This window comes from Mycobacterium sp. IDUB_19 (assembly GCF_055419445.1).
Genome location: NZ_JBVAXR010000007.1, coordinates 114,379 through 128,491, shown reverse-complemented (window position 1 = coordinate 128,491; position 14,113 = coordinate 114,379). Strand labels below are relative to the sequence as shown.

12 protein-coding genes and 1 pseudogene are annotated in these 14,113 nt (G+C 65.1%); 8 read left to right on the top strand and 5 right to left on the bottom strand.

What is annotated here, in order from left to right:
- Together ACZY0B_RS08670 and ACZY0B_RS08665 are read left to right on the top strand one after the other, a co-directional pair.
- Entirely contained in the window at nt 1-1,071 is a 1,071-nt protein-coding gene (locus ACZY0B_RS08670; protein WP_463763675.1) for an ABC transporter ATP-binding protein, read from the top strand.
- Nucleotides 1,068-2,024, top strand: a complete 957-nt coding sequence (locus ACZY0B_RS08665) for a patatin-like phospholipase family protein (RefSeq protein ID WP_463763674.1) — start codon at nt 1,068-1,070, stop codon at nt 2,022-2,024. The genes ACZY0B_RS08670 and ACZY0B_RS08665 overlap by 4 nt, the downstream gene beginning before the upstream one ends.
- Here ACZY0B_RS08665 and ACZY0B_RS08660 read toward each other — a convergent pair.
- Nucleotides 2,021-2,308 carry a DUF3349 domain-containing protein gene (locus ACZY0B_RS08660; RefSeq protein ID WP_463763673.1) on the bottom strand — a complete coding sequence of 96 codons (288 nt, stop codon included), beginning with the start codon at nt 2,306-2,308 and terminating at the stop codon, nt 2,021-2,023. The genes ACZY0B_RS08665 and ACZY0B_RS08660 overlap by 4 nt on opposite strands.
- Before the next feature lie 183 nt (nt 2,309-2,491).
- On the opposite strand from ACZY0B_RS08660, the gene ACZY0B_RS08655 reads away from it, so the two are divergent.
- From ACZY0B_RS08655 to ACZY0B_RS08635, 5 genes are all read left to right on the top strand, one after another.
- Nucleotides 2,492-3,337 carry a DUF3097 domain-containing protein gene (locus ACZY0B_RS08655; RefSeq protein WP_463763672.1) on the top strand — a complete coding sequence of 282 codons (846 nt, stop codon included), beginning with the start codon at nt 2,492-2,494 and terminating at the stop codon, nt 3,335-3,337.
- 93 nt (nt 3,338-3,430) lie between these two features.
- Entirely contained in the window at nt 3,431-5,038 is a 1,608-nt protein-coding gene (efeU, locus tag ACZY0B_RS08650; protein ID WP_463763739.1) for an iron uptake transporter permease EfeU, read from the top strand.
- Nucleotides 5,039-5,075: 37 nt separating this feature from the next.
- Nucleotides 5,076-6,260: an iron uptake system protein EfeO gene (gene efeO / locus ACZY0B_RS08645; RefSeq protein ID WP_463763738.1), complete on the top strand. Its 1,185-nt coding sequence runs from the start codon at nt 5,076-5,078 to the stop codon at nt 6,258-6,260.
- 2 nt (nt 6,261-6,262) lie between these two features.
- Nucleotides 6,263-7,570, top strand: a complete 1,308-nt coding sequence (gene efeB / locus ACZY0B_RS08640; RefSeq protein WP_463763671.1) for an iron uptake transporter deferrochelatase/peroxidase subunit — start codon at nt 6,263-6,265, stop codon at nt 7,568-7,570.
- Between the two features lie 291 nt (nt 7,571-7,861).
- Nucleotides 7,862-8,749 carry a universal stress protein gene (locus tag ACZY0B_RS08635; protein ID WP_463763670.1) on the top strand — a complete coding sequence of 296 codons (888 nt, stop codon included), beginning with the start codon at nt 7,862-7,864 and terminating at the stop codon, nt 8,747-8,749.
- Here ACZY0B_RS08635 and mhpA read toward each other — a convergent pair.
- The 3 genes from mhpA to ACZY0B_RS08620 are packed head-to-tail and all read right to left on the bottom strand — an operon-like array spanning nt 8,727 to nt 12,345.
- Nucleotides 8,727-10,286 carry a bifunctional 3-(3-hydroxy-phenyl)propionate/3-hydroxycinnamic acid hydroxylase MhpA gene (gene mhpA / locus ACZY0B_RS08630; RefSeq protein WP_463763668.1) on the bottom strand — a complete coding sequence of 520 codons (1,560 nt, stop codon included), beginning with the start codon at nt 10,284-10,286 and terminating at the stop codon, nt 8,727-8,729. The two genes, ACZY0B_RS08635 and mhpA, sit on opposite strands and share 23 nt — an antisense overlap.
- Nucleotides 10,283-11,218, bottom strand: a complete 936-nt coding sequence (locus tag ACZY0B_RS08625) for a fumarylacetoacetate hydrolase family protein (RefSeq protein WP_463763667.1) — start codon at nt 11,216-11,218, stop codon at nt 10,283-10,285. Before ACZY0B_RS08625 ends, mhpA begins: the two co-directional genes overlap by 4 nt.
- Nucleotides 11,215-12,345: a VOC family protein gene (locus tag ACZY0B_RS08620; protein ID WP_463763666.1), complete on the bottom strand. Its 1,131-nt coding sequence runs from the start codon at nt 12,343-12,345 to the stop codon at nt 11,215-11,217. Before ACZY0B_RS08620 ends, ACZY0B_RS08625 begins: the two co-directional genes overlap by 4 nt.
- 91 nt (nt 12,346-12,436) lie before the next feature.
- Between ACZY0B_RS08620 and ACZY0B_RS08615 the strand changes: the two genes are divergently transcribed.
- Nucleotides 12,437-13,081 (top strand): TetR/AcrR family transcriptional regulator, encoded by a 645-nt coding sequence (locus ACZY0B_RS08615; protein WP_463763737.1) that lies wholly within the window; start codon nt 12,437-12,439, stop codon nt 13,079-13,081.
- 314 nt (nt 13,082-13,395) lie between these two features.
- Here ACZY0B_RS08615 and ACZY0B_RS08610 read toward each other — a convergent pair.
- A pseudogene (locus tag ACZY0B_RS08610) lies at nt 13,396-14,113 on the bottom strand (acyltransferase family protein); the annotation flags it as partial.

Below are 14,113 nucleotides of genomic sequence, written 5' to 3'. Positions count from 1 at the left end.
GTGGCTTCGGTGAGCTTCGAGCAGGCAACACGACGCTATCCGGGTTCGGATCGGCCGGCCCTGGACGGTCTCGATCTGTCCGTCGACGACGGCGAGTTCGTCGTCCTGGTCGGGCCATCGGGTTGCGGCAAGACCACTTCGCTGCGGATGGTGGCCGGATTGGAAACGCTGGACGCCGGATGCGTCCGGATCGGCGACCGTGACGTAACCAACGTCGATCCCAAGGATCGCGATGTGGCCATGGTGTTCCAGAACTATGCCCTCTACCCGCACATGACGGTGGCACAGAACATGGGCTTTGCGCTGAAGATCGCCAAGACTCCGAAGGCCGAGATCAGAGAACGGGTCCTGGACGCGGCGAAATTGCTTGACCTGGAACCGTATCTGGATCGCAAACCCAAAGACCTCTCCGGCGGCCAACGCCAGCGGGTGGCGATGGGGCGCGCGATCGTGCGCCGCCCCCAGGTGTTTTTGATGGACGAACCGTTGTCCAATCTCGATGCCAAATTACGGGTACAAACCCGCAATCAGATCGCCGCCCTGCAGCGCCGGCTCAAAACCACGACGGTCTATGTCACCCATGACCAGGTCGAGGCCATGACGATGGGTGACCGCGTCGCAGTACTGCGCGACGGCCTTTTGCAACAGTTCGCGGCGCCACGCGAGCTCTACCGTAACCCGGCCAACGTCTTTGTGGCCGGATTCATCGGATCTCCAGCGATGAATCTGTTCACTCTTCCAATCGTAAATTCGACTGTCTCGCTGGGGGATTGGCCCATCCAGCTGCCACGCGAAATCGGAAGTGCGGCAAGTGAGGTCGTGGTCGGGGTTCGTCCGGAACACTTTGAACTGGGCAGCCTCGGGGTGGAAATGGAAGTCGACGTGGTCGAAGAGCTCGGGGCGGATGCCTACCTGTATGGCCGAATCGCGGACGCCGGCAAGGTAATCGCACAAAACGTCGTTGCACGCGTCGACGGTCACAACCCGCCGCAGAAGGGCAGCCGGGTGCGGTTGCATCCGGAACCCGGACACCTGCATTTCTTTGGTGTTGACGGCGAGCGGTTCTCATGAGCACGGACTCGGTCGATCTAGTGTGCGAAGGCGGCGGCGTTCGGGGCATTGGCTTGGTCGGGGCGGTGGACGCGCTCGCCGCAGCCGGCTACCGGTTTCCACGCGTCGCCGGCACGAGCGCGGGGGCGATCGTCGCATCGCTGGTGGCAGCCCTGCAAGCGGCCGGCGAACCGCTGACCCGGCTCGAGGAGATCATGCGCTCGCTCGACTACCGAAAGTTCCTGGACCGCAACCTGATCGGGCATGTCCCGCTCATCGGCGGGGGCCTCTCGCTGCTGGTATCCGATGGTGTCTACCGCGGTGCCTACCTCGAGCACCTGCTGGCCGGCCTGCTCGGCGACCTGGGCGTGCGGACCTTCGGCGACCTGCGCACCGGCGAGGAGCCCGAACAGTTTGCCTGGTCGCTGGTCGTCACCGCCAGCGATCTGTCCCGGCGCCGGCTGGTGCGTATCCCGTGGGACCTCGACTCCTATGGGATCGACCCGGACGAATTCCCGGTGGCCCGCGCGGTGCACGCCTCGGCGGCGATTCCCTACGTGTTCGAGCCGGTGCGGGTGGGCGGCGCTACCTGGGTCGACGGCGGGTTGTTGTCGAGCTTTCCGGTGGAGCTGTTCGACCGGCCGCAGCCGCGGTGGCCGACATTCGGGATCCGGCTGTCGGCGCGGCCGGGCATACCGCCCACGCATCCCGTGCAGGGGCCGGTGTCGTTGGGCATTGCCGCAATAGAGACATTGGTGAGCAATCAGGACAACGCGTACATCGACGATCCGTGCACGGTGCGACGCACCATCTTCGTGCCCGCCGACGAGGTCAGCCCGATCGACTTCGACATCACCGCCGAACAACGCGATGCTCTCTACCAGCGCGGATTGCTCGCGGGCCAGGCGTTCCTGAAGACGTGGAACTATGCCGGCTATCTGAAGGCCTGCGGCGGGCCGGTCGCATCGGACTAACGCCGCGCGCACCCAATCGCATCAAGGTGACGTTCGACGCGGTTGATGTCATCCAGTGACGGCATTGCGTTCGTGATCCGGAAGATCGCGACTCCGACATCGACGGTCGTGATGGGTGCTGTTCCCGGCGCGATGAATTCGCCTGTGATGGTGACGATCTCGTCATCGGTGACGCGCCGGGGCAATAGCGCCGCCAGCGGCAGATAACCGGTCGCCGGCATCTCAGCCGGGTAGCCGGCGCGCAAAAACGCGACAGCCCTCGACACCAGATCGGCCATCCCCATGCTTCCACCTCACTAACCAAGCGCTCCAAGTAAAGGTAGCAGCGGCCATATCGTTTGTAGTTGAGACAACGCAGTCCTTACACGTATGCGTCAATCTTTCCGCTTCATTAGCGCACATTCCCATCGGTGGGCGTGGGCGCGCCGATCACGAATTTCGGCCGTGAGCGTTCCTAGTATTGCGGCGTGATGGATCGCTACGGAACCGACGTTCTGGCCGCCGGTCGGCGCAAACCGCGTTCGACCGAACACCCAGCTGAGCTGGGCCTCGTCGTGGAGGACGTCGAGACCGGTTACGTGGGTGCGGTGGTCCGGGTCGAGTACGGACGCATCGAGCTGGAAGACCGCCGTGGCCACGTCCGTGGCTTCCCGCTGGGGCCCGGCTACCTGCTGGAGGGCCGTCCGGTGATCCTCACCGAACCGCCCCGCGGGGCGCCTGCAGCCGCGAACCGGACGGCATCGGGCTCCGTCGCGGTACCGGGCGCTCGCGCCCGAGTCGCGAGAGCCAGCCGTATCTATGTCGAGGGCCGCCACGACGCGGAGCTCATCGCGCAGGTCTGGGGCGACGACCTGCGCATCGAAGGGGTCGTCGTCGAGCACCTCGGTGGCGTGGACGACCTCGTCGGCATCGTGGCGGAGTTCGCCCCCAGCCCGGGCCGCAGGCTCGGCGTTCTTGTCGACCACCTCGTCACCGGTTCGAAAGAAGCGCGGATCGCCGAGGCTGTGCGCCGGGGACCGGGTGGCCCCGAAACCCTGGTCGTCGGCCATCCCTACGTCGACATCTGGCAGGCGGTGAAGCCGCAGCGGCTCGGCCTGTCGGCCTGGCCCGACGTGCCGCGACACATCGAATGGAAGCACGGCGCGTGCCAGGCGCTCCGTTTGCCGCACGCCGACCAGGCTGACATCGCCAGGGCGTGGCGGCGCATCCGTTCGCGGGTGCGCGACTGGAACGATCTGGAACCCGCGCTGATCAGCAAAGTCGAAGAGCTCATCGACTTCGTGACCGAGCCTGACCCCGACGAAGTGGATTAGCCGCCGAGCCGGCGAGGCATTGCTCGTAATTACCACCGAAAGTTAGGTTAGGCTAAGTCGAAAGTCCCGATGGACGGGACGGGAATCGGGCGCATGCAGGGCGTATTCGGCGTTTTCCTCGGCACGTTCCTCATCGGCCTGCGCGAAGGCCTGGAGGCGACGCTCATAGTGAGCATCGTTGCCGCCTTCCTCAAGCGAAACGGGCAATCGACCCGGCCGATGTTTGCCGGTGTGGCCTTGGCCGTGCTGATCAGCGTCGCGGTTGGCGTCGGTCTGGATCTGTTCTCGGCCACGCTGCCGCAGGCCCAGCAGGAAATGATGGAGACCGTCATCAACGCCATCGCGGTGGTGTTCGTGACGTCGATGATCATCTGGATGAACCGCAATGCCATGCGGCTCAAGGGTGAACTCGAGCGTGAGGCTCAACAGGCGCTGAATCGCGGCGGCGAGCTGGCACTCGTTGTCATGGCTTTTCTCGCGGTCCTCAAGGAGGGCTTTGAGACGTCGGTGTTCCTGTTGGCGGCCGCGGAGACGTCGCACGGGAATCGGTGGTTCGCCGTGCTGGGCGGGGCGGTGGGGATCGGGGCGGCGATCGTGCTGGGCATCGGTCTCTACTTCGGCGGCCTGAAGCTCAACCTCGGCCGCTTCTTCCGGATCACCGGGGTGTTCTTGGTGTTGATCGCCGCCGGACTGGTGCTGGGCGCGCTACGCACCGCGCACGAGGCGGGCTGGGTGACCATCGGCCAGCAACAGGTGCTCGACTTCTCGGCCTGGATACCCAGCCAGTCGGTCCTGGGCGCCTTGCTCGCCGGCGTGTTCGGCATACCCACCGACCCTCGACTCGTCGAGGTGCTGGGCTGGCTGCTCTATGCGGTGCCCGTGCTCGTCGTATTCCTATGGCCCTCGCGCCTTGCCGCGACACCGCGAACCCGGTGCCGGTTGCTGGCGGCGGCCACGGCGGTGCTGGTGGTGGTCGCGGCAGCGCTGGCGATCGCGGTGCCCGCCGGCGGCACCGCATCCGGCGCGAGGACTCGCACCGTCACTGACCGGGCCGGCCACACCGCTCGGGTGTCGCTGGCCGGGAGCCCGCAGGGCCGCACGCTGATCGTCTCCGAGGGCATCGGGAACGAACGCAGCATCCCGCTTGCCCCGGCAGGCGACCAAACCGTGGACGGCTTGCCGGTACAGGTATGGCAGGCTCCCGAGGCTGAGGGGGCCGATGGTGCGCCGGCAATCACCCTGGATCAGTTGTTAAGCATGACGGGGGGCCGGCTGCCGGTCGGTCTCGCGGTTGGCCGCACTCCGGGGCCGTTTCAGGGGCAATGGTCAACGACCACCGTGTATACCGTGCTCGCGCAAGGTGATTCCGTGGTAAGCGCGCAAGCGATCAGCAACCGCACGGCGATCCTGACCGGCGGTGGGCTGACCGGGGCCAAGACCGTCAGTCTTGGCGGGCTGCCGACGGACTGGTCCACGTCCGGCGCCGAAGACCACTCGACTGCGGCGGGGATCGTCGCGAGCGATCGGAATCGTGGGGAGCGGCAGCTCTGGGCGGTCTGGCTTCCACTGGTAATAGCGGGTTTTGCGCTGGCTTGCGCGTTGTCCGCGATAGCCTCGGTGCGCGTGGGCCGCAGGCAATCAGATGAGAGGAAATCGATTGATGGTGAGTCGCGCCGCCCGGGCAACGTGCCGGTCTCGTGAATTCTGGTTGACTGCAACGGTTCTTGTTGCGACGACGGTGTTGCCGGTGGCTGCCTGCAGTCACTCGAACGGGCAGTCCAGCGCTTCGAAATCCGGGCAAGCCGGTCAACCCGGCGGAACCAAGGCGGTCAAGGTGACGATGGCCGACAACGGTGGAAAAGACGGTTGCGCACTGGATACCGCCAGCGTGCCGGCCGGTCCGGTGACTTTCACCGTGGTCAACACCAGTGCTCCTGGCATCACCGAAATGGAGTTGCTCAGGGACCAGCGCATCGTCGGGGAGAAGGAGAACCTCGCGCCCGGCCTCGATCCGGTGTCGTTCACCGTCACTCTGGATGGCGGCTCTTATCAGCTGTACTGCCCGGGTGCGAGCTCCGAGTATCAAACATTGACGGTGACGGGTCAGGCGCCGGCAGGGCCGACGGGCACGGTGGCGAGCATCCTCAGCCAGGGCACAAAGGAGTACGCGACATACATCGTCAGTCAGATCGGTCAGCTCGGTGACGGTGTGAAGGCGCTCGATGCGGCGATACAGTCCGGCAACCTCGACGCGTCTAAGGCGGCCTACGCCAAGGCCCGACTGTTCTGGGAGCGTGCGGAATCCACCGTCGAGGGCTTCGTCCTGCCGGGCTTCGCGGTGGGCGACAACGCGGGCAGCCTGGACTATCTGCTGGACATGCGGGCCTCCACTCCCGTCGATGCCAAAGTCGGGTGGAAGGGCTTCCACGCCATCGAACGCGATCTCTGGCAGGGCGGGGCGATCACTCCCGGCACCAAGGCTCTGAGCACCGAATTGGTGGGTAATGTCGGCAAATTGAGCAACGTGGTCGCCGGCCTGCAATACAAGCCTGAGGATTTGGCGAACGGTGCAAGCGATTTGATCGAAGAGGTGCAGAACACCAAGATCACCGGCGAGGAAGAGGCCTTCAGTCACATTGACCTGGTCGACTTTTCGGGCAACGTCGAAGGCGCCCAACAGGCCTACGCCTCGCTGCGGCCGGGGCTGGAGAGGATCGACACCAATCTGGTCAATCAGATCGATCAGCAGTTCCGGGCGGTGCTCAATGTCTTGGACGGATATCGCGACCCGTCGGCGCTGGGCGGGTACCGAACCTACACTGCCGCACTGCAGGCTAGCGATGCACCGAAGTTGACGGCGGTGATCCAGCCGCTGCACCAGAGCCTGTCCACGGTTGCTCAAAAAGTAGTCTCAGCCAACTGATAATGGCTGACGACGAGCTGGCCGAACCCTCCGACGACACTGAGCCGTCGGCCGACACCGCATCGGTATCGCGCCGGCGCATGATCGGCGGCACGATGCTGGCCGGGCTGACGGGGACCGCCGTCGGTGCCATCGGCGGCGGGTTCGCCGGCTATGCCTCCGCGAACGCGCATCACCAAGGCGACGACGACACCGTCGACCTACGTCGCAGTTACCCCTTTTACGGCCAGGTCCACCAGGGCGGAATCGCCACGCTCCCACAGCGTTACGCAGTATTCATGTCGTTCTCGCTGGCCGCCGGCGCCGGCCGCGCGGATCTACAGGCGCTGCTGGCACGCTGGTCGGCCGCCGTCGCGGTGCTGCAGCAGGGCAAGCCTGTCGGAACTGTCCAGCCGCAGGTCGAAGTGCAGCCTCCCACCGATACCGGGGAGGCCTACGGGCTGAGTCCCGCCAGTCTCACCGCCACGATCGGACTGGGGCCGTCGCTATTCGGCGATCGATTCGGGCTCGCCGCGCGGCGTCCCGCGGTATTCACCGACCTACCTCCGCTCAACGGAGACAACCTGGATCCGCGTCTGCACGGCGGCGACCTGTCGGTGCAAGCCTGCGCCGACGACCCGCAGGTCTGCTATCACGCCGTTCGTAACCTGGCCCGCCTCGGGCGCAATATCGTCTCGCCGTTCTGGGCCGTGCTCGGTTTCGGGCGAGCATCGGCGGGCCCCGGCCAGCAGACTCCACGAAATCTATTGGGGTTCAAGGACGGTACCCGCAACGTCAGCACCGACGCGGAATACGAACGTTTCGTCTGGGTCGACAACAGCGATCAGCCCTGGATGAACGGGGGTACCTATCAGGTCGTCCGCAAGATCCGGATGCTGCTGGAGACGTGGGACGTCGACCGGATCGGTAACCAGCAGAAGATCTTCGGCCGTACCAAGGAGGAAGGTTCACCGCTGAGCGGTAAGGCCGAATTCGACACACCGAACTTCACTGCCAAAGGCGCCGACGGTAACCCGCTCATCGATCCGTTGTCACACGTCGGTTTGGCCGCCCGGGAAAACAATGACGGCATCATGATCCGTCGACGGCCGTACAACTACACCGACGGCCTCGACCCGAATGGCCAACTGAACGCCGGATTGCTGTTCATTTCGTATCAAAAAGAGCCGCAAGATTTTATTCGTCTGCAGAACCGGCTAGGAGCCAACGATCTGCTCAACGAGTACATCCGCCACATCGGATCAGCTATCTTCGCGGTGCCGCCCGCACCGGCGGAGGGCCACTACATCGGGCAAAGTCTGTTCAGCTGAGCAAATTTCGTGAGCGCGCAGCGGCCAAGGGTGGCCGCGGCGTTTCAGGCGTGTGATGTTTCGTGTCGTCTCGGTAAATCCATCCGACCGACCGTCACGCATCGGCGTCTGCCGAGCACTAACGGCGTGGAGAGCTCGACCGGCTGTCCTGTAGCGCCAAGGCAACCCCACCGCCGCAAAAAAACCTTGAAAGCCAAAGGGGGGTCCTGAAGTCCCGCGAGTTGGGGACCAAAGTCTCACGACCGGCGAGGTCCCGGTCAATAGCGTTACTCCTGACCAAAGGAGTACGAAATGTCGGCACCTGCCAAGCAACTCGGTATCGTCGTCGCGGTCGACGGCTCGCCCGCGTCGCACGCCGCCGTCGTATGGGCGGCCCGTGATGCGGCGATGCACAACATTCCGCTGACCCTGTTCCACGCGGTGGTTACTCCCGCCGCTACCTATCCACCGGTTCCATACCCCGAATCACTGTTGGTGAAGCTGGAAGACGAGGGGCGCAGGGAAATCGCTCATGCGCTCAAGCTGGCCGAGGAGGCGATGCCGGCCGACCGCAAGGTCACCATCAAGACGGAGTCGGTGTATTCGACCCCGGCGCTGCCCCTGATCAAGATGTCCGGTGAGGCAGAGATGATCGTGGTGGGCAGCTCCGGCCGCGGGCTACTGGCGCGGGGTCTGCTCGGTTCGGTGAGTTCGACCGTGGTGCGCCATGCCAGCTGCCCGGTCGCGGTCATCCGTGATGAAGATGTGCCGGACCCGGTGCGCGGTCCCGTCCTGGTAGGAATCGACGGTTCACCGGCTTCCGAACTCGCAACGGCGATCGCATTCGACCAAGCGTCTCGCCGCGGCGTCGACCTGGTGGCCTTGCACGCATGGAGTGACGTTGCCGTGCTCGAACTTCCGGCATTCGACTGGGAGGCGGTGGAGGCCGAAGCCGAGCGCAGTCTCGCCGAAGCCGTGGCGGGCTGGCACGAACGCTATCCCGATGTCACGGTGCGCCGGGTGCTCGCCCGCGATCTGCCGGCTCAACAGCTCATCCAACAGTCGAAATCCACGGAGGCGCAGCTGGTGGTCGTGGGCAGTCATGGCCGCGGTGGTCTCACCGGTCTGATCCTGGGCTCGGTCAGCAACACGGTGCTGCACTCGGTGCGGGTGCCTGTCATCGTCGCCCGGCCGGCGTAAGGGCCTGGCCGAATCGGGCATCAACGACTCGGGATGCCCACGTGCACAGCGTGGAGACGTCGCGCCCGGCACGCATGACCGTCCGATCGGGGCGGACCAGCGCGGCCGTGGCGCGGCCGCCGCGCAGCCACTGTGCGAGCGCATCGCCCGGCTGGGTAACCAGCACGACGATGCCGCGCTGCCGCATGGCGGCGTGTTCTGCGACACCAGGGCTGCGGGTGGTGATCAGTGCGAAACCGGTTCCCAACACGTCGTCGAGCCGCTGACCGTCGTGCAGTTGCGGGTTCGGGCACAGCGTGCCGGCTAGTTGACGGGGTCGGCGCGATGCGTACACCAGCGCGGAAGACGGCAGTGCCGGCGTGGTGGAGTCGACGACCTTGTCGCGCAGGCCAGGAACCAGCCGCAACCGCGGCAGCACCACGCGGCGTAGCACGTTACCCACCCGGGCACCGCCGGTCATCGCGCGACCGACGTTGAGCGCCAAGCGAATCATGCACCGCGCGTGCGGTTTGCGTTCCTGTTCGTAGCTATCCAGCACGTCTGGGGCGAGGGTGCCGTGGTGAACGCCGGCAATCTTCCACGCGAGATTCATCGCGTCGCGCACGCCTGCCCCCATGCCCTGGCCGATGAACGGGGGAGTGAGGTGTGCCGCGTCGCCGAGGATGAAGATGTTGCCCCGGCGCCACCGCTCGGCGATCCGAGCGCGGAATGTGTACTCAGTGACCCGCAGTAGCGTCAGTTCGCCCTCCGCGGCCTCGGCAGTCCAAGGCCTGATCAGTGGCCGCAAAGCGGTCAGGGTGGTGAAGTCGTCGGCACATTCTCCGGCGAGCAACTGAAACTCCCAGCGATAGCGGGACGCTCCGATGCGCATGTAGGTTCCCGCGCGAACCGGATCGCATACCTGGTGCACGCCTTCCCACTGGCGCAGGTCGGTGCCGGTGGCGACGTCGACCACCAGCCACCGCTGCTCGAAGTTCAAATCTCTTACAGCTGAGCCTATTCGGGTGCGCACCAGGCTGTTGGCGCCGTCGCAGCCCAGCAGGTAGTCGGTATCGATCTGGTGCACGGTGCCGTCGGTGCGGTCGGTGAACGTGACGCGTACATGTGTCCCGGTGTCGGTCACATCGGTAACCTCGGCGTCGCCCCGGAGTTGGGCGTGCGGGTAGCGCAGCAGGTTTGACCGCAGCACCGCCTCCAACTCCGGCTGATCGAACATGTTGGCCTGCGGGAACCCATTTCGGCTGCGCGAGGTGTCGCGGGTGAACTCGGCAAGGACCCGGAATCGATCGTCGAGCAAGCGCAATCCCAGCGTCGGCCGCGAAATCGCCGCGAACTCGTCGGCAATGCCGAGCCGGGCAAGGACACGGTAGATTTCGTCGTCCAGATGCACGGCACGTGGTTGTGAGTACACGCCGGGCCAGCGATCGAGGACCACGCTGTCCACGCCGTATTGCGCCAACAGTGTGGCTGCGGTGATGCCGGTCGGTCCGGCGCCGACGATAACGACGGGAATGATCCGAATAGCGTTAGTGCTCACGCGAATCGGACGGTGTTGCGCTGCGTTCCCAGGTCGATGGCTCCGTCGTCGGTGGCTACCGATGCCTCCACGATGTCACCGTGCTGCAGATACTTCGGGTTGCCGGCCTGACGACTGAAGAACACCTTCCACTTGAGAGTCGTCGGCAACAGGTTTCCGATCATCGCCACCGGCTTGCTCGGGGCGCTCAGCGCGGTGCCGGCCGGAGTGCCGGTGAGCACCAAGTCGCCCGGGGCGAGTTCCTGGAACTGGGTGAGCGACTGCAGCGCCTGCAACGGCCGATACAACATGTCCCCGTCGACAAGCGCGTTCTGTCGTTCGACTCCGCCGACGCTCAGACGCAACCGCAGATCGCCGAAGCGGGCGAGTTCTTCGGCCGTCAGCAACACCAGCTCGGGACCGACCGGCGTGAACGTCGGATAGGACTTGGCCTCGTAGAACTGGGTTTGCGGAAGCTGGACATCGCGGGCGGAAACATCGTTGGTGACGACCAGTCCGGCGATGAACTCGGCCAAGTTCATCTCCGAAATTGTTGTGCCGACCGGAATTGCGCGTCCGATCACCAACCCGATCTCCACCTCGTAGTCGAGCAGCTGGACGTGTGGGGGTTTGACGATGTCGTCGAACGGGCCGTTGATCGAGGCCGATGCTTTGCGGAAGAACGTCAGGGGAATCGACGACGGGTCCATGCCCGCATCCCTGACATGCGACTCGAAGTTCGTCATCTGAGCCACTACTCGGCACGGTCGGGTCACCGGTGAGAGGAATGTGAGGTCATCCACGGCGACGGTGTCCGCGCTTGCGGCAGCTTCGATTGCCGCCCGATCAGACAGCAGCGCTCCGGTGGTGGTCGCGGTGGTGTCGATCTTCGCGGCGCCGGCTTCGGTTTTGAGCCACCAGGCGTCAGCAGTGCGCAATACGGAAACGGTCATGATGTGGGTACTTTCAGTAGGCCGATCAGGCGGCTGATGTCAAACTCGTTGCGAGCGCGAAGCGCGGCGATCATCGAAACCAGTTCGTGGCGGGCCGATTTCAGGTCAGTCCCCAGGAAGTCTTTGGTCGCCGGTGGCCCCCACTGGGCCAGGCCCGACGCGCTGAACGGCGCCCAGCCGGGTTCGACGGTGTTGTCGAATCGGTCGCCGTCGGCGAAGTGCTCGACCAAAAAGCCGTCGGGATCGCGCCAGTAGTCGAAGATCTGGCTGCCCTGGATGTGCCTGCCGATTCCCCACGACCGGAAGTAGCCACGCTCCTGCAGGTATTCGCCACCCGCGGCCAGCGCGTCGAGATCGCTGACCTGATAAGCCGAATGGACGTAACGGTTCGCCGGCCCCAACGCCACCGCGAGCGTGTGGTGATCCGCGGGCATGGATCCTTGATCGCAGCGGATGAAGCTCATGGTTGGCCCGCGTTCGCGCTGCCCCGGGAAAAACAAGAAATCGCTGACGACCATCCCCAGGTTGTCCAGATACCAGTTCAGGGTCTCGAGGTACTTCGTCGTCTGCACCACCAGATGGCCCAGGCGCTGCACTCGAGCGGGAACGCGCGCGGGACGCTGCCCGGTGTTGATGCGCTGCGCGTTGTCGCCGAAGTTGAACGTATGGGGCCGCTGGCCCGGCAGTTCCGGCAGCTCGTGCATACCCGCGACCACGCGCACCGGCATCCCGCTGGGGTCGATCAGGTCGACCGACAGGCCGCCGATGGTCTCCGGTAGCGGCCGCGCGCGGGTGCCGGATTTTTCGGCCAGCCGCAGCACCTCGGCCTCGTTACCGGCCCGAAAGGCCGCGCAGGTGAATCGCGTTCGCCGCCCGCGCCGCACGATCACGCAGGGTGCACCCGCATGCGTGCCGCGCAGCTGAATTTCTTCGGGACCGTGTTGTGCCGGCGCAAACCCGAAGGCCCGCGCGAACGCCTCGGCGCGCGTCAGGTCGGGCTTCTCGAACTCCAGCCACGCGATGTCGACGACCTTGATCAACGGATTCGGTGACCGGCCGGTGGGTTCGCCGGGGAGTGCACCCTGCTCGCTGTGCAGGTCCCGGTGCGCATCTTCGGTGTTCAACATAACTGACGAAATCGTCACATACGGGTCAACGCTCAGTCAAGGTTTCTGACGAAATCCTCAAAAGTGATGCATACTTTTGGGGATGAGCGTGATGCCCGAGGAAGCCGAGGCGCCCAGTCGCTTGGAGCGGCGCAAGCAGCGCACCCGGGCGGCCCTGATCAAGGCCGCGCAGCGGTTGATCGCCGAGGGAAAGGTCAACGTGCCGATTCTGGAGATCACCCAGGCCGCCGACGTCGGGATGGGGTCGTTCTACAACCACTTCGACAGCAAAGAGCAGCTGTTCGAGGCCGCGATCGCCGACGTGCTCGACACCCATGGGGCGATGCTGGACCGTCTCACCGAGTCGATCCAGGATCCGGCCGAAACCTTCGCCGCGAGCTTCCGGCTGACCGGTCGGCTGTTTCGTCGGCGCCCGCAGGAGAGCGAGATTCTGTTGGCACACGGGCCCGCCTTGCTGTCGTCCGAACGCGGGCTGGCTCCCCGCGCGCTGCGCGATATCAAGGCCGGCGTCGATGCCGGCAGATTCCACGTCGACGATCCGGAACTCGCTCTGGCCATGGCCGGCGGTGCGCTGCTGGGGCTCGGAAAGTTGCTGCGCGACGACCCGGGCCGCGACGACGCACACGCCGCCGACGTCGTCACCGAAAACGTGCTGCGCCTGTTCGGGCTCAGCGCCGACGAGGCGCACGCGGTCTGCCGGCGTCCGCTGCCCGACCACACGCTCGCCGAGACCTAAGCCGGGGCGTCATCGTGACTGCCGGCTCGAACTTTAGCTATTGCGGGTGTCGATCGACCACAGGGTCGCACAGCCCGGGCATTGGAGATTGACGCGTGTCGCGTAGTTGCTCAACAGGAATTGCCAATGTGAACGGCAATTGCGGCTGCTTCGGCACTCCGCGCACTTGTCGCGGCCCCAGTCGCAGTTGGGGCACGGCAGCCACGCACGCCGAGACGCGTCGGCATGCGGATCAATCGGCAACGCAAGTGTCACGGGCAGACCTTCCCATCCTCGTTGGAAATAGGTTAGGCTACCCATACTTAAAGTTCAAATTAGGTGCACAGCGCCGGACGTGATCGGCCCAACGGCGTCCGGTCGGGGCGAAGCGCTACCAGCGCCACCCCGGCGGCGAATACCAGCACGTTCAGCCAGGGAAATTGCCCGTCCGGCGCGAAGCCCGCATAGGCGAAAACGTGCAAGCTAAAGGCAGCCATCACGGCACCGACCCACATGACGACCTCGCCCCAGCGAGCCGTCAGCGGTACACCGAGCATGGGCAGCGGTGCCGCGAAAACGCGTCGTTGCCACCACAACAACACCATTTCGGCTCCTGTCACCAGGCTGAGGATGACCACCCATTCCAGCCGGGCCAGCCACCACGCCGCTGTTCCCTCCGTCGGTTGGGGCAACAGCCCCGCCGGGTAGGCGACGACGGCCACGATCACGACCGGGATCATGTGCCACAGGTAAAGCGCCATCACATTGTTATTCGCCACGGAAAGTACCCGCTTGACGAAGCCGGCGCGCAGCGCGCGGTTGAGCGCGGGCGCCAATGCCACCACCAATCCGGCTTGTGTGCATGCGAAGGCAAGCATGGCCACGGTCGGTGGCGTCGTATTCTGCACTGCTTCACCGGGAACGCCGATCATGCTCACCGGATACCGTGCTAGCCAGATCAATAGCGCCAGTGCGACCGCCGAGCCTGCTGCCAGAAGCACTGGCCTGCGGCCACCCAATAGCCCTTCGCGCCAAGCGATTCCGAGCTGATAC